Genomic DNA, 19,702 nt, shown 5'->3' with positions numbered 1-19,702 from the left:
GGTGGGATCATCCTGCCCGTCAGTGGCTGCGGATGGGATGGCCGGTACGCCAGGCGTCCACCAGCCGTCCGGTTTGTCCTCGGGCGGGCAGTGACGCGGCCCATCCCCGCCCGCGCCGCGGACATCGTGTTGTGTGCGACCGTTGTCTAATACAGGATCAGCAGGGCACTCGGAAGGAGCCCGACATCACCAGCGAACTCCCGCGTCTCGCGGCGGTGACCCGGCCGCACCGGGGGGCCGGCTTGGCCGGTTCCCCAGTTGTGCCGTACCCGCACGGTGGCCTGGCGCGGCACGCCAACCTGCCGCCGGGTGAGCGTCTGCGGGTGCTGCTGGTGGAGGACGACGAGGGTGACGCCTTCCTGGTCGGTGAGCTGCTCGCCGAGACGAACTCGATGATCGACTTGCTGGTCGCCACCAGCCTCCGAGAGGCGCGGCAGAGGATCGGCGGCGTCGACTGCGTCCTGCTCGACCTGGGCCTGCCCGACGCGCAGGGGCTGGACGGGCTGCGCCAGGTGCTGGAGATGTCCAGCGGCGCCGCGGTCTGCGTGCTGACCGGCCGTACGGACGAGCACCTGGGCGTCGTGGCGGTCGCCGAGGGCGCCCAGGACTACCTGGTCAAGGGCCAGGTCGACGGGGTGCTGCTGACCCGGGCGCTGCGCTACGCCGTGGAGCGTAAGCGTGCCGACGAGAACGCCCGCCGGTTGCGCGAGGTCGAGCTGCGTCAGGCCGAGTCGGCTCGACTCGAACGCGGCCTGCTGCCCCAACCGCTGATGACCACCGATCAGGTGGCGGTGCACACCTTCTACCGGCCCGGCCGGCACGCCGCGTTGATCGGCGGGGACTTCTTCGACGTGGTGCAGACCCACCCGGACCGCCTCGACCTGATCGTCGGCGACGTCTGTGGGCACGGGGTGGACGAGGCCGCGCTCGGGGTCGAGCTGCGGGTGGCCTGGCGGGCCCTGGTGCTCGCCCGCGTGCCGGACGACGAGGTGCTGCCCGCCCTGGAGCAGGTGCTGATGAGTGAGCGCCGACTCCAGGAGATCTTCGCAACGGTGGCCACGGTCAGACTCGACCTGGACGCCAACCGGGCCACCGTCCGTCTGGCCGGGCACCCGCCACCGCTGCTGCTCTCCGGCGGCCGGGTCGCCCCGGTGCCCGCGCCCGGCGGCCTGCTGCTGGGCGTACGTCCTCGCCGGCCGATCGCCTACGACCTGGAGTTCGACACCGATGACTGGTCCCTGTTGATGTACACCGACGGCCTGATCGAGGGGCGGGTGGGTGCCGGCAACGAACGGCTCGACGTGCCGGGCCTCAGTGGGTTGCTGGACGAGCCGGCCAACCGTTCGGTGTCGCTGCCCGAGCTGCCGGCCTGGCTGGTCGGGCGGGCCGAGCGGCTCAACGGTGGCCCGCTCGCCGACGACGTGGCCATGCTGCTGGTCAGCCGGGGCGGTGGCCGGTGAAGCCCGTGGTCGGCGGCTGGAGTCTGCGCCGCCGGGTGATCACCCTGCTCACCGTCGTGGGTGTGCTGCTGATCGGCCTGGCCGCCGCCGAGGCGGCGATGGCCGCCCGCAACCGCACCCAGATCGACGCCGTGCTGAACGAGACCGGTCCGTTGCGGGTGCAGTCCCAGGAACTGCTCAACGCGCTGCTCGACCAGGAGACGGCGATCCGCGGGTACGCGGTCAGCGGCGACCCGGACGACCTGACCCCCTACCGGGAGGGGCTCGCCCAGGAGAAGAGCGTCACCGCCTCGATGCGGACGCTGCTCGACAACTATCCGCAGATCAGCCAGGAGTTGCAGACCGTCGAGGAACGCGTGACGCGGTGGCGGCAGTCGGTCGCGGAGCCGGTGATCACCACCACCGAGCAGAGCGGCACCCGCGCCGGCCAGGCGTTGGTCACCGAAGCGGCCCGGCAACAGTTCGACGAGGTGCGCTCGGCGGTGAACGACCTCCAGGGGGAGGTCCTGGCCGCCCGGGAGCAGACCGCCCACGATGTGCGTACCAGCAGCAACGTACTGGTCGTCCTGCTGATCGTCGCCGCGCTGGTGGTGGTCGTCGCCGGTGCGGTGCTGCTGCTCTCGCTGGACCGGATGGTCATCCGTCCACTGACCGGCCTTGCCACCCAGGTTCGCGAGGTCGCCGAGGGCGACTACCAGCACGGCATCGCCACCGTCGGCCCGCCGGAGTTCATCCAGCTCGGCGAGGACGTGGACGCGATGCGGCAGAAGATCGCCGCCGACCTGGCCGAGGTCCGCGCCGCCCGCGAGCGCATCGAGTGGGTCAACAACCAACTCCAGAAGCAGGCCGAGGAGCTGACCCGGTCCAACCGTGACCTGGAGCAGTTCGCGTACGTGGCCTCGCACGACCTGCAGGAGCCGCTGCGCAAGGTCGCCAGCTTCTGCCAGCTGCTCCAGCGCCGTTACGCCGGCCAGCTCGACGAGCGGGCCGACCAGTACATCGCCTTCGCGGTGGACGGCGCGCAACGGATGCAGCGCCTGATCAACGACCTGCTCGCGTTCTCCCGGATCGGGCGGCTCACCACCGGCTTCGTCGAGGTCGACCTCAACAAGGTGATGGGCGACGTGGCCGGCCAGACCGAGGCCGCCCGGCAGTACGCGGACGCCGAGCTGACCTGGGCCGACCTGCCGGTGATCTTGGGTGAGGAACCGCTGCTCACCAACCTGCTGGCCAATCTGGTCAGCAACTCGATCAAGTTCCGCCGTCCGGACGTACCGTCGAAGGTGCACGTCTCTGCCCGGTTGGTGGGCGCCGAGTGGGAGATCACCTGCCAGGACAACGGCATCGGGATCGAGCCGGAGTTCGCCGACAAGATCTTCGTGATCTTCCAGCGGCTGCACTCGAAGGACGCGTACCCGGGCACCGGCATCGGGTTGGCGATCGTCAAGAAGATCGTCGAGTACCACGGCGGTCGCGTCTGGGTGGACACCGACGTGCCGGAGGGCACCGCGATCCGGTTCACCCTGCCGGCGCTTCCGGAGGACGTGGAGGCGGCTGCCGCTGCCGATTCCGCAACGGAGCCGAACGCCCTGACCGCAGGCGACACGGCGCCCTCGACCGAGGCTCCGGCAGCGCCGCCGGAGCAGCCCGACGGGCCGGACCAGCCGGACCGGGCCGACGAGACGCTGGAAAGCGGTAGAACGGGTGACATGAGGGAGACGGTGGGATGACCGCGCCGGCGGATGGCAGGAGCCCGATCGAGGTCCTGCTCGTGGAGGACGACCCGGGTGACGTGCTGATGACCCAGGAGGCGTTCGAGGAACACAAGCTGCGCAACCGGCTGACCGTCGTCTCCGACGGGGCCGAGGCGCTCGCCTACCTGCGACGGGAGGGTCAGTACGCCGACGCGGTGGCGCCCGACCTGATCCTGCTCGACCTCAACCTGCCCCGGCGCGACGGCCGGGAGGTGCTGGAAGAGATCAAGAAGGACCAGGAACTGCGCCGGATCCCGGTGGTGGTGCTCACCACCTCGCAGGCCGACGAGGACATTCTGCGCAGCTACCAGCTGCACGCCAACGCCTACGTGACCAAGCCGGTGGACTTCGAGCGCTTCATCTCGGTGGTCCGTCAGATCGACGAGTTCTTCGTCAGCGTGGTCAAGTTGCCGCCGCGTGGCTGACACCCTGCTGGACGACGTTGGCGGCCTGCTCTGGGAGGCCGCCAACCAGGTCGTGCTGCCACTGTTCCGCAAGCTCGACGACGATGACGTCTCGGAGAAGGCGCCCGGCGAGGTGGTCACCGTCGCCGACCGCCGGGCCGAGGAGCTGCTCTCGGCGGGTTTGCGCCGGCTGCGGCCGGGCTCGATGGTGGTCGGCGAGGAGGGTGTCGCCGACGACCCGGGGTTGCTGCGGCACCTACGCGACGGCGGGGACGTCTGGCTGGTCGACCCGGTCGACGGCACCGCCAACTTCGCCGCGGGTCGCCGGCCGTTCGCCCTGATGGTGGCGCTGCTGCGCGAGGGGCGCCCGACCGCCGGCTGGATCCTCGACCCGCTCGCCGACACTCTCGCCGCCGGCTCGGCGGACGAGGGCACCCTGCTCAACGGTCGTCCGGTGGACGGCGCCGGTTCGGTGCCACCGCTCGGCGAGCTGCGCGGCGTGGCGATGACCCGGTTCCTGCCGCCGGAGACCCGCGACCGGGTCCGCGCTGGCGGCCGGCGGCTCGGTGAGCTACTGCCCGGCCAGCACTGCGCCGGTCGGGAGTACCTGGACATCCTCACCGGTGAGCAGCAGTTCGCCCTGTTCTGGCGCACCCTGCCGTGGGACCACGCCCCGGGCACCCTGCTGGTCCGTGCCGCCGGGGGTGTCGCCCGCCGGTTCGACGGCGCCGACTACCACCCCGCCGACGACGGCCGCGGTCTGCTCGTCGCGGCCAACGAGCAGGTCTGGGCCGAGGTGCACGACGCGCTGCTCAGCACCTGATCCGTGCGCTGCGCAACCGCGTTGGGACGCTCCGTCGACATCGAGACAGCCTGGGGGTCAGAGGGCTGGTCACCGGCCCACAGTCCGGTATCGTGACCGGCGGTCTCCCGCCAGCAGGCCGCCGACCGGCGCCGCCGTGCAGTGTTCAATGGGGGGCCGGCGGTCGACGGAAGGACGCTTTCGTGCCCAGGACCAGGCTCAGCCCGCGGCTCGGTCGCCGCGCTCTGTTCGCCCTGCTCGCTGCCGTCGCGCTGGTGCTCGGCGGTGCCGCCGTGCCCGCGTACGCGGAGCCCGGCGAGGGGGGCAGCAAGAAGCTGCAGGACGCGCTGGAGTTGACCGCCAAGGGCCACATCGAGGCCAAGGCGAAACTGGACAACTCCAAGCGTCGGCAGACGGCGCTGACCGGTGAGCTGACGTCACTGGAAGGTCGGCTGGTCGGGCTGACCAGCCAGGTGGGCGAGGTGGCCGCCCAGTCGTACCGCGTGGGGCGACTGAGCGCGGTGTCGATGCTGCTCAACACCGCCACGCCGGAGGCGTTCCTGCAACGCGCGGGCGACCTGGACCTGATGGCCCAGCGGGACAGCAAGCGGCTGCGTGATCTCACCGCAGCCCGGCAGCAGGCGCAGCAGGCCAAGGTCGCCATCGACGCCGAGGTCCGCGAACAGCAGAAGCAACTCGCCGTGATGGCGAAGAAGAAGAAAGAGGCCGAGGAGGCGCTCGCCGAGGTCAGCTCCGGCAGCAGCAACGGTTTCAGCGGTGGCAACTCCGCCTCGGCGAAGCCGGCGCCGCGTAACTCCGACGGGTCCTGGCCGTCGGAATCCTGCTCGGTGAAGGACCCGACCACCTCCGGGTGCATCACTCCGCGCACCCTCAACGCGCTCAAGCAGACCCAGGCGGCCGGCTACAAGCGGCACGTCTCCTGCAAGCGCAGCGGCGGCGGCGGCGAGCACCCGAAGGGACGGGCCTGCGACTTCTCCGCCGCCACGAACGGCTTCGAGGACAAGAACGCGACCGGCGGCGACAAGGCGTACGGGGACAGCCTGGCCGCCTGGCACGTGCGCAACGCCGACCGGCTGGGCGTGCTCTACGTGATCTGGTATCGGCAGATCTGGCATCCCGGCACCGGGTGGCGCTCGTACAGTGGAAGCGGCAGTCCGGCGGCGTCCCACACAAACCATGTTCATCTCTCGATGTACTGACCCGAAGCACCAGCTTCGCTGCGTACCATCGCGACGATGAGTTCCCCACCGTCCGACGTAGCGGCCCCGCTGGCCTCCCCGGCCCCGCCCGTGCCGATCACCGGCCGGGCGCTGCCCAACGGCCTGGCCGCCTTCCTGGTCTTCTTCTCCAGCGGTGCCGTGCTGGTGCTGGAGACCGTCGCGCTGCGCCTGGTCGGCCCGTACGTCGGGGTGACCCTCCAGGTGACCAGTTCGGTGATCGGCATCGCGCTGGCCGCGATCGCGTACGGGGCATGGTCCGGCGGCTGGCTGGCCGACCGGCGCAACCCGCGGGGCCTGCTGGCGCCCGCGCTGGTGCTGGCCGGCATCGCCACCGCGGTCACCCTGCCCGTCGTCCGCTACGCCGGTGAGGTGCTGCGCGGTGGTGCGGCCAGCGGCATCCTGCTGCTGGTGGCGCTGGCGGTGTTCGTGCCGGCCGCGCTGTTGGCCGCGGTCACCCCGTTGGTCGTGAAACTCCAGCTCGCCGACCTGCGCCGCACCGGACAGGTGGTCGGTCGACTCTCCGGGATCGGCACCCTGGGCGGCATCACCGCAACCCTGCTCACCGGGTTCGTGCTGGTCGCCGCCCTGCGCAGCACCGTCATCCTGCTGGCCCTGGCGCTCGCGCTCGGGCTGGTCGGTCTCGGCCTCGGCTGGTACCTGCGCCGGCAGGAACCCACCGAGCTGCCCGGCCCGGCCCGGGCCCGAGCCGCGCTGGCCGTGCTCGGCCTGGTCGGGGCGGGGCTGACCACCGTGGCACCCAACCCGTGCGACATCGAGACGGCGTACCACTGCGCCCGGGTCACCTCGGACCCCTCCCGGCCCAGCGGCCGTACGCTGCTGCTCAACTCCGCCCAGCACTCGTACGTGGACCTCGCCGACCCCAAGCACCTGGAGTACGCGTACACGAAGTGGATCGGCGCGGTCGCCGACGTCGCCGCGCCGGCCGGTCAGCGCCTGGACGCGCTGCACCTGGGCGGCGGCGGGTTCACCGTGCCGCGCTACCTGACCGCCACCCGACCGGGCACCGACAACCTGGTGTTCGAGATCGACGGTGGGCTGGTCGAGCTGGGCGAGCAGGAGCTGGGCGTACGGCCGGGGCCGGAGCTGCGGGCGGTGGTGGGTGACGCCCGGATGCTTGTCGCCGGCGAGCCGACCGACAGCCGTGATCTGGTGGTCGGCGATGCGTTCGGGCATCTGGTGGTGCCCTGGCACCTGGCCACCCGGGAGATGGCCGCCGACGTCCTGCGGGTGACCCGCCCCGGCGGCGTGTACGTGCAGAACGTCATCGACTACCCGCCGTTGCGGTTCATCCGCGCCGAGCTGGCCACGGTGGCCGCCGAGTTCCGGCACGTCGCGTTGATCGCGCCCCCGGAGGCGCTCGCCGAGGAGCAGGGCTCCAACTTCCTCATCGTCGGCTCCGACGCGCCGCTGCCGCTGGAAGCCGTACGCGCCCGGCTGGCCGAGGTGGACCCGAAGGTCAGCCTGATCGCCGGCGCGGCGCTGACGGACTTCGTCGGCGGGGCGATGGTGTTGACCGACGACTACGCCCCGGTGGACCAACTGCTTGCCACTGCCTGATCGGGTGACAATCCTGACCGATTCCGATACTCCAGGTGTAGGCGGGCCGTTCCTGGGCAACATCGCTCACCATGGGTGGTGGGGATCGAAACGGCGCGCAGTTGCTCGATGAGCGGTACCGGCTGGTCGAGCAACTCGGCGCTGGCGGGATGTCGGTGGTCTGGCGTGGCTACGACGAGGTGCTCGGCCGCCAGGTCGCGGTGAAGGTGCTGGCCTCCCGGCTCGCCAGCGACCGGGCCTTCCGCCACCGCATCCGGATCGAGGCGCAGGCCGCCGCGCGGCTCTGCCACCCCAACATCACCAACGTGTACGACTACGGCGAGTCCGAGCAGGTTGGCCTGACCGTGCCGTACGTGGTGATGGAGCTGGTCGACGGCGCTTCGCTGGCCCACCGGTTGGGCCGGGAGAGCCGGCTGCCGTGGCGGGACGCGGTGACCATCGGCGCGGAGGTCAGCTCGGCGCTGGCCACCGCGCACGCCCGAGGTGTGGTGCACCGCGACGTCACCCCGGGCAACGTCATGCTCACCTCGACCGGGGTCAAGGTGGTCGACTTCGGCATCTCCGCGCTCGTGGGGGAGAGCGAGAAGGGGCCGGACGGCGCGCTGTTGGGCACTCCCGCGTACCTCGCCCCGGAGCGGCTGGACAACGGCCAGGTCTCCCCGGCCACCGACGTGTACGCCGTGGGGCTGCTGCTCTACCGGATGCTCACCGGCCGACTGCCGTGGCAGGCCAGCACGACCACGCAGATGCTGCGCGCCCACATGTACAACGACCCGGAGCCGATGCCCAGCGTCCCGGGGCTGCCCGACGGGGTGGCCGAACTGGTCGCACGCTGCCTGGCCAAGCGGCCCGCCGACCGGCCGGCCACCGCCGAGCTGACCCGGACGCTCGCCGACGCGGCCGGCATGCTGGCGGCGGTGCCGGTCTCTCCGGCCGCCGGGCCGCTGGACGAGGCCCTGCTCGGCAGTGTGGGTACGACGATCCTGCCCTGGTCGGCGGCGACCGACGCGTTGCCGTTGTCGCGGACCCGCAACCGGGACCGTCGGACGCAGCAGCGGGTGACCCGTCGTCGACGGGTGGAGGCCGGAGTGGCCGCCGTCGGTCTGATCGCGGTCACCGGGGCGATGTGGGGGTTCACCTCGCGCAGCCCGGCCAGCGGCGGGGACCGGCCGACGACCGAGGCGCGGATGGGTCTGCCGGCGGCGGCGCCCTGCGAGGTGGCGTACGCGCTGCGCACCGACTCCGGCAGCGAGTTCGCCGCCGAGCTGACCCTGACCAACACCGGGGGCCGTGAGCTGCGGGACTGGACGATGAGCTTCAGCTTCCCCGGGCAGCAGAAGGTGACGAAGGCGGAGCCCGCGCCGGTGCACCAGGAGGGGAGCACGGTGCTGGTCCGGCCGGCGGCCCAGCGCACCACGCTGGCCCCCGGCGCGGCCGAGAAGGTGACCCTCACGGGTCGGTACAGCGGGGCGAACCCGTTGCCTGTCGAGTTCCGGCTCGGCGAGGCGACCTGTGGGGTCCGGGTGTCCGGGGTCGCCGGCAGTGCGCCGTCCACGGCCCCGCCGAGCACGGCCGCCACGACGAAGGCCCCGCCCAAGCCCGCGAAGGCGCGGAGTGGCTCCGGTTCGGGCGGCGGTGCGTCGAAGGTTAAGCCGCCGAAGGCGCCGAAGGGCCCCGAGAAGCCCAAGGCCGCGGGTGGTGGTCCGGGAAAAGCGGAAAGGTGACCAAGGGGTCGGGTGGTCACCGGGAGAAGTGAGCAGGCCACAACCGTGTCGGCGACGCGCGCAGCGGGTCAGCGCAGACCCGCGAACCGCTGCACCTGGTCGATCCGGCCCTCGACGATTACCACCCCGCCCCGAGGAAGTGCGATGTCGTCGGACGCGTACCGGAAGCGTTCGCCCGGCAGCTTGGCGCCGACCACGCGGACCCCGTAGCGCTCCTCCGATCGCAGGTCGAGCAGGGTGCGCCCGACCAGGGACTCCGGCACCCGCACGGTGGCGATGGCGAAGTCGTCGTCGAACTCGATGAAGTCGAGCAACCGACTCACGATCAGGTGCGCGACCCGGTCCCCGGTCTCCGCCTCCGGGAAGATCACGTGGTGCGCGCCCACCGACGCCAGGATCTTGGCGTGCTTCTGCGAGGTGGCCCGCGCCCAGATCTGGGGCACACCCAGCTCGACCAGCGCCAACACGGTGAGCACACTCGCCTCCACCGAGGCCCCGATGGCCACCACCGCCCGCCCGAAACTGGTGATGCCCAGCTGCCGCAGCGCCCCCTCCTCGGTCGCGTCGGCCTGGACCACCCGTTCGAGCTGCGCCGACCAGCGCTGCACCTTCGCCGGGCTGCGGTCGATCGCCAACACCTCGCGGTTCATCCGGGTCAGCGACCCGGCCAGGTGACAACCGAATCGACCCAAGCCGATCACCACGATGCCGCCGCTGTCCGCCCGTCTAGCCGACACCTCGGCCCTCCCTGCTTCCAAGGGCATGTTGCCGACCTGCGGGCCGGCCGACACTTCCGAAACACGCCCTAGCCGACAATGGGTTGCTCCTGGGGATAGCGGTAGAGCCGGCGTCGGGTGTTCAGGGCGATCGCCGACCCCAGGGTGAGCGTCCCGACCCGGCCGATGAACATCAGCACGGTCAGCGCCAGTTGGCCGCCGGCCGGCAGTTCGGCGGCCAAACCGGTGGTCAGACCGGTGGTGCTGAACGCCGAGGTGATCTCGAACAGGGCCGCCACGAAGCGGACGCCCTCGGTGAGCAGCAGCAACAACATGGTTCCGGCCATCACCAGTGCGACGCTGAGCAGCGCCACGGTGATCGCCTGCCGCTGGCTCGCGGTGGCCACCCGCCGGTGCCCGATCGTCACGTCGGGCTCACCCCGCAACTCCGCCCAGATGGTGAACGCCAGCAGGAAGAACGTGGAGACCTTGATGCCACCGGCCGTGCTGGCACTGCCGCCGCCGATGAACATCAACACGATCAGCAGGGGATAGCTCTCCTCCTGAAGGGCGGTGATGTCCAGGACGCTGAACCCGCCGGTGCGGCTCAGCGCGATCTGGGTGAACGACGCGAGGATCTTGCCCGGTACGTCGTACTGGCCGATCGTGCCCGCGTTGGTCCACTCGGCGGCGAGCAGGCCAGCGAAGCCCACCACCAGCAGCACCACGCTGCCCCAGATGGTCAACTTCGTCGCCACCGCCCAGTGCGCCGGCTGACGCCACTCCCGGACCGCCTCGAACAGCGCGGGAAACCCGAGACCGCCGATGATCGCGCCGATCGCCAGCGGCAGCGACACCCACGGGTCACGACTGAAGGCCAGCAGGCCGTCGGTGTAGAGCGCGAAGCCACCGTTGTTGAACGCCTGCACGGCGTGGAAGACGCCCGACCAGAGGGCCTGCCCGAAGGGATAGTCGTAGGTCAGCCAGAGCCGACCGGCGACCAGCACGGTCATCACCGCCTCGCAGGCGAAGACGGTCAGCGCGATCCGGCGGAGCAACCGGCCGACGTCACCGATGCCGAACTCCGCCGTCTCGGCCTGCACCAGCAACCGGTTGCGCAGCCCGAGCTGACTGGAGACCACCAGGATGACCAACGCCGCGACGGTGAGGATGCCGAGGCCGCCGAGCTGGGTGAGCAGGGTGATCACCAACAGTCCCCCGCTGGACCAGTAGTTCGGCGTGTCGGTGATCGCCATGCCGGTGACCGACACGGCCGAGGTGGCGGTGAAGAGCGCGGTGACCAGCGGCGGGCGCTGGTGTTCGACTGTCGCCCAGCGCGCCATGAGCAACCCGGTACCGAGCAGGATCGGCACCAGGAACGCGAACGGCACCAGCCGCACGGGATTGCGGAAAAACCGGCGCACCAGACAATCTTCCTGTCCGCCAACGGCTCCGGAGTGGGAACGGGCATTCCGGAGATTCATCTGCCGGCCAGCCATCGACCAACTCCTGGCAAATCGCGGGCGGTCTGCTTACCCGGACCAATCGATGACAGGAGACGGCGTTGCGACGTACCCTCTCGACCCTCGGCGTGGCCGGCGTTCTGCTCGCCGCCGCCGTGGCCCTGCCGACCACGGCCGTGGCCGAACCGGCCACGAACGCGGACCACTCTCGGGCCAACGACCGACCACTCGTGATCGGTCACCGTGGCGCCAGCGGTTACCGGCCGGAGCACACGCTGGAGGCGTACCGGTTGGCGATCCGGATGGGTGCCGACTACATCGAGCCGGACCTGGTCTCCACCTCCGACGGCGTGCTGGTGGCCCGGCACGAAAACGAGATCTCCGGCACCACCGACGTGTCGACCCGCCCGGAGTTCGCGGCCCGCAAGACGACGAAGACCATCGACGGCGTTGCGGTGACCGGTTGGTTCACCGAGGACTTCACCCTCGTCGAGCTGAAGACGCTGCGGGCCAAGGAGCGGCTGCCGCAGGTACGCGTGGCGAACACCGCCTTCGACGGCCGCTTCGAGGTGCCCACCCTCCAGGAAGTCATCGACCTGGCCCGGACCGAGGGGCGGGCACGGGGCCGCACCATCGGCATCTATCCGGAGACCAAGCACCCGAGCTACTTCGCCTCGATCAAGCTGCCGTTGGAGGAGCCGCTGCTCCGGGTGCTGCGGCAGAACAAGTTGGACCGGAAGAACTCGCCGGTCTTCATCCAGTCGTTCGAGACGGCCAACTTGCGTCGCCTGAGCCGGCTGACCGACGTGAAGCTGGTCCAACTGCTCGACGCGACCGGCCGCCCCTACGACTTCACCGTCGCCGGTGACGCCCGCACCTACCAGGACCTGGCCACGCCTGCCGGGCTGAAGTGGATCGCCGGGTACGCCGACGGCATCGGCGCGAACAAGAACCTGATCGTCCCCCGGAACGCCGCCGGCGCCCTGCTCGCCCCCACCAGCGTGGTGCGTGACGCGCACCGGGAGCACCTGCTCGTGCACTCCTGGACGTTCCGCGCCGAGAACCAGTTCCTCCCGGTGGACTTCCGGATCGGCACCGACCCGAACGCGCGCGGCGACATCACCGCCGAGTACGAGCTCTTCCTCGGCCTGGGCCTCGACGGTGTCTTCAGCGACCACCCGGACACTGCCGTCGCCGCCCTCGCCGGCCGCTGACCCGAACCCCGGCCCGGAGCTGATCCGCTCCGCGCCGACCACCGGGCCCATCACGCCCGGCCCACACGCTGGCCCGTCGTCCGCCACCCGGACGACGGGCCAGCGGCACGCCGGGGCGGGTCCGCCGCAAGATCGCACTTGATCCAGGAAGTAGTGGTGTTGAGGCCGCCCGAGGTCACTACATCCAGGATCGAGCACGATCTTGAGTGGGCGGCCCCGACCGAACCGGGCGAATGGCGCGGGGCGACACACGGCTCGGGTGGTCCGTGGGGGTTCGGGCCATCGAGGGCGTGGGCTCCCGCCTGGTAGTGCGGCCCGTTGTAACCTCCGGCCACCTCAATCCTGTTACTTGTGTGTTTCCGCCACATAGCTCGTGGGTGACGTCACTTCTAGCGTGAGCCGTCACGAAGAAGTTCTCTCCCTCTGAGTCCTCATGTGGAGTCGCAATGACGGTCCGGACGACGCGGCGGGCGTTCCTCTCCGCCGCCACGATGATGGCCGCGGCGTTGGCCGCCACGGCCTGTGGCAGCCCGCAGGACACCGCCACCGGCGGCGGCGACAGCGCCGCGCCGGTCAAGGTTGGCCTGGTGTACTCCCAGTCGGGAGCCCTGGCCAGCTACGGAAAGCAGTACAGCGAGGGGTTCAAGGCGGGGCTGGACTTCGCCACCAAGGGCACCGGCAAGGTCGGTGACCGGAAGATCGAGCTGACCGAGGTCGACGACGCGGGCGACCCGGCAAAGGCGGTCTCTGCGGCGAAGGACCTGATCGGCAAGGGCACGAAGATCATCGCCGGCTCCACCGCCTCCGGTGTGGCGCTCCAGGTCGCGCCGATCGCGGCACAGAACAAGGTCCTGTTCATCTCCGGCCCGGCCGCCACGGACGCGGTGACCGGCGCGAACAAGTACACCTTCCGCTCCGGCCGGCAGTCCTACCAGGATGTGGTGACCGCCAAGTCGTTCATCGGAGACCCGACCGGCAAGAAGGTCGTGGTCTTCGCCCAGGACGGCGCGTTCGGCGACGCCAACGAGGCGGCCGTCAAGGCCGTCATCGGCACCGCGGGCGCGACCGTGAGCAGTGTCCGGGCCCCGGCCAGCGCCACCGAGTTCACCCCGTTCGCCAGCCAGATCAAGGCCGCCAAGCCGGACCTGCTCTTCGTGGCGTGGGCGGGCACGACCGCACCGGCCATGTGGCAGACCCTCGACCAGCAGGGCGTCCTCTCGTCCACCACTGTCGTCACCGGCCTGGACATCCGCGCCTCGTGGCCGACCTTCGGTGCTGCCGGCGCGAAGATCTCCTTCCTGTCGCACTACTTCGACGGTGCCAGCGACACCGAGGCCAGCAAGGCGTTGAAGGCCAAGGTCAACACCATCGACCTGTTCCACCCGGACGGCTTCGCCGCCGCGCAGATGGTGGTCCGTGCCGCACAGGAGGGCGGGGACGACGTCGACAAGATGGTCACCGCCCTGGAGGGCTGGAGCTTCGACGGGGTCAAGGGCAAGATGACCATCCGGGCCGCCGACCACGCGCTGCTCCAGCCGATGTTCCAGGCCAAGCTGACCGGCAGCGGCACCGCGTTCACCGCGACGGCGCAGAAGAGCCTCACCGGTGACGAGACCGCGCCGCCGGCCGTGGCCATGAAGGGCTGACCATGCTCGCCACCCGCGGTCTGACCTGGCGGATCGGTGAGGTCGCCATTGTCGACAGCGTCTACCTCGACCTGGCGCCCGGGGAGTTCCTGGGCGTCATCGGGCCGAACGGCGCCGGTAAGACCTCACTGTTCAACCTGATCACCGGCCTGCGCCGGGCCACGGAGGGCCGGATCACCCTGGACGGGCAGGACATTGGAGAGCTTCCGCCGCACCGGCGGGCCCGCCTGGGTCTGGGCCGTACCTTCCAGGCGTCCTCGGTCTTCGGCTCGCTGAGCGTGCGGGAGAACGTCCGGCTCGCCGTGCAGGCGCACCGCGGGGGCTCGATGGCACTGTGGCGGCGGGCGGCGGCCGACCGGGAGGTCGCCGCCGCCGCCGACGCGGCGCTCGACCGGGTCGGCCTCGCCCACCGGGGTACGGCCCTCGCCGGCACCCTGGCTCACGGCGAGAAGCGCAAGCTGGAGATCGCCCTGCTGCTCGCCGGTGAACCGCGGGTGATGCTGCTGGACGAGCCGATGGCCGGGGTCAGCGCGGAGGACGTACCGGAGCTGGTCGCCGTCATCAAGTCGCTGACCGGCGACAGCGGCAGGGCGGTGCTGATGGTCGAACACCACATGGACGTCATCCTCGAACTGGCCGACCGCATCGCCGTCATGCACCACGGCGCGCTGCTGGCCTGCGACACCCCGGAGACGGTGATGGCCAACCCCACGGTGCAAGAGGCCTACCTGGGGGAGTCGCTCTGATGGAACCGATCCTCAGTGTGGAGGAGCTGTCGGTCCGGATCTCCGGGCTGCACATCCTCCAGGGGGTGTCCTTCACGGTCGCCCCGACCGGCGTGACCGTCCTGCTCGGTCGCAACGGCGTCGGCAAGACCACCACGCTGCGCGCGATCGTCGGCCTCACCCCGCCCGCCGGGGAGGTCCGTGGCACCATCCGGATGGGCGCGCAGAGTCTGCTGGCCCGGCCGACGCACCGGCTGGTCCGTGGCGGTCTCGGCTACGTGCCCGAGGACCGCTGCGTGTTCGCCGGGCTCACCGTCGCCGAGAACCTGCGGCTCGCCGAGCGGCGCGGCACCAGCCCGGCGTACGACAAGGTCTTCGCGCTCTTTCCGGAGCTGGACCGGCGCGGACGGCAACGGGCCGGTTCGCTCTCCGGTGGGCAGCAGCAGATGCTGGCCATCGGTCGGGTGCTGCTCAACGACAACCGGCTGCTGCTCGTGGACGAGCCGACCAAGGGGTTGGCGCCGAAGGTGGTCACCGAGGTGGCCGAGGTGTTGGAACGGGTCGCGGAGTCGGTGCCGGTGCTGCTCGTCGAGCAGAACCTGGCCGTCGTACGCCGGCTGGCCCGTGACGCGGTCGTGCTGGCCGCCGGCAAGGTGGCCTGGACCGGCGACGCCCACGAGTTGCTGCTGGAGACCGCGTTGACGAAGTCGCTGCTGGGTGTGGGCTCGGCGGAGGTGAATCACTGATGGGCACCGTGATCCTGTTGGCGCTGACCGGGCTCGGCCTGGCGGCGCTGTACTTCCTGGTCGCCTCAGGTCTGTCCCTGGTCTTCGGCCTGGCCGACGTGCTCAACTTCGCGCACGGGCTGTTCCTCGGTGTGGGCGCGTACGGCACCTGGTGGGCGGCGGGCAACCTGCCGGGCGCCGGGCCGGACGGGTTCGGTTTCGTGCTCGCGGTCGCATTCGGGGTGGCCGCCGGCACGCTCGTCGCGATCCTGGTCGAGCTGGTGCTGATCCGCCCGCTGTACTCCCGCACCATCGAGCAGGTGCTGGTCACCGTCGGGCTGTCCCTGGCCGGGGTGGCATTGCTCCAGGCCACCTGGGGTGCGGACGCCCGGCCGTTCCCGCGTCCGGACTGGACCCGGCAGGTGACCGGGATCCTCGGCGCGCAGGTGCCCAACGGTGGCCTGCTGCTGATCATCGCGGCGGTGCTGGTGCTCGGCGCGATCCTGGCGTTCCTGCGCTGGACCCGGTACGGCCTGGTGATCCGGGCCGGGGTGGAGAACCGGGAGATGGTGACCGCGCTGGGCATCGACGTCCGCAAGGCGTTCACCCTGGTCTTCGCGATCGGTGGGGCGGCCGCCGCGCTCGCCGGCGCGCTCGGCGGGGTCTACTTCGGCACCGTCTCGCCCGGGCAGGGCGGCTCGCTGCTGATCTTCGCGTTCATCGTGGTGGTGATCGGCGGGATGGGCTCGGTGGTCGGCTCCGCGTACGCGGCGGTCGTGGTCGGGTTGGTGCAGCAGTTCGTCAACTACTACGGCACGTCCGGGCTGGGCGACATCTGCGTGGTCGGACTGCTGGCCGTGGTGCTGCTGCTGCGCCCGCAGGGCATCGCCGGAAAGGTGGCAACGGCATGACGGTGATCGACGCTCCTCCCGCGCAGGTGCCCGACGAACTGACCCCGCAGCGGGGGCGGTGGCACCGGGTCCGCCCGTTCCTGCCGCTGGTCGCGCTGGTCGTGCTGGCGATCCTGCCGTACTCGACGATCTCCCTGCCGGGGATCTTCGAGGGGCCGGTCAACTCACCCGGCACCCTGCAACTGCTCGCCATCTGCCTGATCTTCGGCGGGTTGGCGGCCGGGTACGACCTGCTCTTCGGCCGGACCGGGATGCTCTCCTTCGGGCACGCGCTGTACTTCGCCGCCGGTGTCTACGGCACCGACATCCTGGTCACCCGGGCCGGTCTGCCGCTGTGGCAGGCGGCGCTGCTGACCATCACCGGCGGCACCATCCTCGCGGCGCTGCTCGGCGCGGTGGCCCTGCGGACGGTGGGCATCGCGTTCGCCATGGTCACGTTGGCCTTCGCCCAGGTGGGCGCGATCCTGGTGGCCCGGGACTTTGGCGGGCTGACCGGCGGCGAGGAGGGCCTGCCGCTGGACGTGTCCGGGCTGCCCGCCGGGCTGGTGGGGGTGACCAACACGGTCAACCTGTACTGGTTGGCGCTGGCGTACCTGACCCTGGTGGTCTTCGTGGTGCACCGGGTGAGCGGGTCACCGACCGGTCGGGTGCTCGCCGGGCTGCGCGACGACGAGCGGCGGATCGGCGTGCTCGGGCTGGACCCGTACCGCTACAAGCTGGTGGCGTTCACCCTGGCCGGCGGCTTGGCGTCGGCGGGCGGGGTGGTCTACGTCCTGATCGTCGGCGGCGCGTCGCCGCACATCACGTCCTCCGAGCTGACCCTGTCGCTGCTGGTCATGGTGGTGCTCGGCGGGCCGGGCACCCGGTGGGGTCCGGTGCTCGGCGGCGTCCTCTACATGTACCTGGACCATCGGCTCACCGCCTTCGGCACGAGCGACGCCGTGGACAACCTGCCGGCAGTCCTCAGCCGTCCGCTGAGCCAGCCGCTGTTCGTGCTGGGCACGGTCTTCATCCTGGCCGTCTACTTCTTCCCCGGAGGCCTGACCAGCCTGGCCCCCCGCCTCTCCCACCTGACCCGTTCCCTCCGCCCCCGCCGATAACACCGTTGATCAAGAGGTTTGCGTCGGAATCCGGCCGAATGATGACGCAAACCTCTTGATCAACAAGGGCTTGACGGACGGCGCTGGTAGAAATGCCGGGTGGAGACAGCAGAGCGGGCAGGGGTACGGGAGCGGGCCGAGGCGGTGCTGCGCCGGCTGGCCGGTGACCACGCCCGGCTGCGCGAGGATCAGTGGCGCGCCATCGAGGCACTGGTCGTCGACCGGCGACGGGTGCTCTGCGTCCAGCGGACGGGTTGGGGCAAGTCGGCGGTCTACTTCGTGGCCACCGCCCTGCTCCGGGACCGCGAGCAGGGCCACCAGGCCGGGCCGACCGTCATCGTCTCGCCGCTGCTGGCGTTGATGCGTAACCAGGTCGAGGCGGCCGCCCGGGCCGGCATCCGGGCCCGCACGATCAACTCGGCGAACCTCGACGAGTGGGACGAGATCACCGCCGAGATCCAGACCGGCGCGGTGGACGTGCTGCTGATCAGCCCGGAACGGCTCAACAACCCGGACTTCCGCGACGGCGTCCTGCCGAAGTTGGCCGCGACCACCGGCCTGCTGGTGGTCGACGAGGCGCACTGCGTCTCCGACTGGGGGCACGACTTCCGGCCGGACTACCGGCGGCTGCGGACGTTCCTCGCCGAGCTGCCCGAGCGCACCCCCGTGCTGGCGACGACCGCCACCGCCAACGCCCGGGTCACCCAGGACGTCGCCGAGCAGCTGGGCGACGCCCTCATCCTGCGCGGCACCCTGGACCGCGAGTCGCTGCGCCTCGGGGTGCTCGACCTGCCCAGCCCTGCGCACCGGCTGGCCTGGCTCGCCGACCACCTGGACCAGCTGCCCGGCTCGGGCATCGTCTACACGCTGACCGTGGCGGCGGCGGGGGAGACGGCCGAGTTCCTGCGCTCCCGGGGCTACCCGGTCGCCTCCTACAGCGGGCAGTCCGACGACGCCGACCGGCGGGCCGCCGAACAGGACCTGCTCGACAACAAGATCAAGGCGTTGATCGCCACCAGCGCCCTCGGTATGGGCTTCGACAAGCCCGACCTGGGCTTCGTCGTCCACCTCGGCGCGCCACCCTCGCCGATCGCGTACTACCAGCAGGTCGGCCGCGCCGGCCGCGCCGTCGAGCACGCCGAGGTGCTGCTGCTGCCCGGCGTCGAGGACGCCGCGATCTGGCGGTACTTCGCCTCGCTGGCGTTCCCACCGGAGCAGCAGGTCCGGGCCGTGCTGGCCGCCCTGCACACCGACCGCCCGCTCTCCACCCAGGCCCTCGAACCCCTCGTCGACCTTCGCCGGGCCCGGTTGGAGCTGATGCTCAAGGTGCTCGACGTGGACGGCGCGGTCCGCCGGGTGCGCGGTGGTTGGCTCGCCACCGGCGAGCCGTGGGTCTACGACGAGGCCCGGTTGCGCCGCGTCGCCGAGGCGCGCACCGTCGAGCAACAGGCCATGCGGGAGTACGCGACCACGTCCGACTGCCGGATGCGGTACCTACGGGAACGCCTGGACGACACCGGGGCGGTCGACTGCGGCCGGTGCGACAGGTGCGCCGACCCCCTCTTCGCCGCGGACGTGTCGACGGCCGCGCTCGCCGCCGCGCAGGCCTTCCTGGGCCGACCCGGCGTGGAGATCGCGCCGAAGAAGCTGTGGCCGACCGGGCTCGACGCGGTGGGCGTACCCCTCAAGGGCCGGATCGCCCCCGCGGACCAGGCGCTGCCGGGCCGTGCCGTCGGGCGCCTCTCCGACCTGGGCTGGGGCGGGCGGTTGCGCGATCTCGTCGGCCCGGAGGCGCCGGACGCGCCGGTGCCCGACGACGTCGCCGGCGCGGTGGTGGAGGTGCTGAAGGCGTGGGCGCACGGCGACGACCCGTGGCCCCGCCGGCCGGTGGGGGTGGTCGCGGTCGGTTCCCGGCGCCGGCCCCGGCTGCTCGGTTCGCTCGCCGAGCGGATCGCCACCGTGGGCCGGCTGCCGCTGCTCGGCGAGGTCACCGCGGCCGGCCCCGGCGGGCCAGCCGGGCCGCGCGGCAACAGCGCCCAACGGGTACGCGCGCTGCACGACGCCTTCACCGTGCCGACCGACCTGGCCGACGCGCTGGCCGGGCTGGACGGCCCGGTGCTGCTCGTCGACGACCTGATCGACTCGGGCTGGACGATGACGCTGGTGGCCCGGGCCCTGCGCCGGGCCGGCGCGACCGACGTGCTCCCGCTCGCCCTCGCCGTTGCCGGCTGACCCGCTG

Annotated in this window: 16 protein-coding genes; 14 read left to right on the top strand and 2 right to left on the bottom strand. The window is 71.4% G+C overall.

Annotated features, from left to right (window positions below; all coding sequences use genetic code 11):
• Nucleotides 1-260: 260 nt before the first annotated feature.
• The 7 genes from ACIBD9_RS00300 to ACIBD9_RS00270 all read left to right on the top strand — a co-directional run bounded on the left by ACIBD9_RS00300 (nt 261) and on the right by ACIBD9_RS00270 (nt 8,963).
• Nucleotides 261-1,460: a PP2C family protein-serine/threonine phosphatase gene (locus ACIBD9_RS00300; protein WP_396713181.1), complete on the top strand. Its 1,200-nt coding sequence runs from the start codon at nt 261-263 to the stop codon at nt 1,458-1,460.
• The gene (locus tag ACIBD9_RS00295) at nt 1,457-3,190 is read left to right on the top strand and encodes an ATP-binding protein (protein ID WP_396713179.1); all 1,734 of its coding nucleotides are present in this window, start codon (nt 1,457-1,459) and stop codon (nt 3,188-3,190) included. Before ACIBD9_RS00300 ends, ACIBD9_RS00295 begins: the two co-directional genes overlap by 4 nt.
• Entirely contained in the window at nt 3,187-3,639 is a 453-nt protein-coding gene (locus ACIBD9_RS00290; RefSeq protein WP_396713177.1) for a response regulator, read from the top strand. Before ACIBD9_RS00295 ends, ACIBD9_RS00290 begins: the two co-directional genes overlap by 4 nt.
• The gene (locus ACIBD9_RS00285) at nt 3,632-4,441 is read left to right on the top strand and encodes an inositol monophosphatase family protein (protein ID WP_396713175.1); all 810 of its coding nucleotides are present in this window, start codon (nt 3,632-3,634) and stop codon (nt 4,439-4,441) included. Before ACIBD9_RS00290 ends, ACIBD9_RS00285 begins: the two co-directional genes overlap by 8 nt.
• A gap of 182 nt (nt 4,442-4,623) precedes the next feature.
• Complete coding sequence (locus ACIBD9_RS00280) at nt 4,624-5,640, top strand: coiled-coil domain-containing protein (RefSeq protein WP_396713174.1); 1,017 nt, start codon at nt 4,624-4,626, stop codon at nt 5,638-5,640.
• A gap of 36 nt (nt 5,641-5,676) precedes the next feature.
• The gene (locus ACIBD9_RS00275) at nt 5,677-7,239 is read left to right on the top strand and encodes a fused MFS/spermidine synthase (protein WP_396713172.1); all 1,563 of its coding nucleotides are present in this window, start codon (nt 5,677-5,679) and stop codon (nt 7,237-7,239) included.
• 71 nt (nt 7,240-7,310) lie between these two features.
• Entirely contained in the window at nt 7,311-8,963 is a 1,653-nt protein-coding gene (locus ACIBD9_RS00270; RefSeq protein ID WP_396713170.1) for a protein kinase, read from the top strand.
• A gap of 68 nt (nt 8,964-9,031) precedes the next feature.
• Here the strand turns inward: ACIBD9_RS00270 and ACIBD9_RS00265 are convergent, their stop codons facing one another.
• Together ACIBD9_RS00265 and ACIBD9_RS00260 are read right to left on the bottom strand one after the other, a co-directional pair.
• A complete protein-coding gene (locus ACIBD9_RS00265) occupies nt 9,032-9,700 on the bottom strand; it encodes a potassium channel family protein (RefSeq protein ID WP_396713168.1) in 669 nt (222 codons plus the stop codon).
• A gap of 68 nt (nt 9,701-9,768) precedes the next feature.
• The gene (locus ACIBD9_RS00260) at nt 9,769-11,103 is read right to left on the bottom strand and encodes a TrkH family potassium uptake protein (protein ID WP_396713166.1); all 1,335 of its coding nucleotides are present in this window, start codon (nt 11,101-11,103) and stop codon (nt 9,769-9,771) included.
• A 140-nt stretch (nt 11,104-11,243) separates the two neighbouring features.
• Between ACIBD9_RS00260 and ACIBD9_RS00255 the strand changes: the two genes are divergently transcribed.
• The 7 genes from ACIBD9_RS00255 to ACIBD9_RS00225 all read left to right on the top strand — a co-directional run bounded on the left by ACIBD9_RS00255 (nt 11,244) and on the right by ACIBD9_RS00225 (nt 19,695).
• Nucleotides 11,244-12,356 (top strand): glycerophosphodiester phosphodiesterase, encoded by a 1,113-nt coding sequence (locus ACIBD9_RS00255; protein ID WP_396713165.1) that lies wholly within the window; start codon nt 11,244-11,246, stop codon nt 12,354-12,356.
• A gap of 446 nt (nt 12,357-12,802) precedes the next feature.
• Nucleotides 12,803-14,002 (top strand): substrate-binding domain-containing protein, encoded by a 1,200-nt coding sequence (locus ACIBD9_RS00250; protein ID WP_396713163.1) that lies wholly within the window; start codon nt 12,803-12,805, stop codon nt 14,000-14,002.
• A 2-nt stretch (nt 14,003-14,004) separates the two neighbouring features.
• Nucleotides 14,005-14,748 (top strand): ABC transporter ATP-binding protein, encoded by a 744-nt coding sequence (locus tag ACIBD9_RS00245; RefSeq protein ID WP_238659585.1) that lies wholly within the window; start codon nt 14,005-14,007, stop codon nt 14,746-14,748.
• The gene (locus tag ACIBD9_RS00240; protein WP_396713160.1) at nt 14,748-15,473 is read left to right on the top strand and encodes an ABC transporter ATP-binding protein; all 726 of its coding nucleotides are present in this window, start codon (nt 14,748-14,750) and stop codon (nt 15,471-15,473) included. The genes ACIBD9_RS00245 and ACIBD9_RS00240 overlap by 1 nt, the downstream gene beginning before the upstream one ends.
• The gene (locus ACIBD9_RS00235) at nt 15,473-16,363 is read left to right on the top strand and encodes a branched-chain amino acid ABC transporter permease (protein ID WP_203150154.1); all 891 of its coding nucleotides are present in this window, start codon (nt 15,473-15,475) and stop codon (nt 16,361-16,363) included. Before ACIBD9_RS00240 ends, ACIBD9_RS00235 begins: the two co-directional genes overlap by 1 nt.
• On the top strand, nt 16,360-17,463 hold the full coding sequence (locus tag ACIBD9_RS00230; protein ID WP_396713158.1) for a branched-chain amino acid ABC transporter permease: 1,104 nt from the start codon (nt 16,360-16,362) through the stop codon (nt 17,461-17,463). The genes ACIBD9_RS00235 and ACIBD9_RS00230 overlap by 4 nt, the downstream gene beginning before the upstream one ends.
• Nucleotides 17,464-17,562: 99 nt before the next feature.
• Nucleotides 17,563-19,695 carry a DEAD/DEAH box helicase gene (locus ACIBD9_RS00225; protein WP_396713156.1) on the top strand — a complete coding sequence of 711 codons (2,133 nt, stop codon included), beginning with the start codon at nt 17,563-17,565 and terminating at the stop codon, nt 19,693-19,695.
• Nucleotides 19,696-19,702: the final 7 nt, after the last annotated feature.

The sequence above is a fragment of the Micromonospora sp. NPDC050784 genome (assembly GCF_044456765.1).
Lineage (GTDB): Bacteria > Actinomycetota > Actinomycetes > Mycobacteriales > Micromonosporaceae > Micromonospora > Micromonospora foliorum.
Note: the sequence above shows the minus strand (reverse complement) of the source record. Positions and strands in the feature narration are given on the sequence as shown.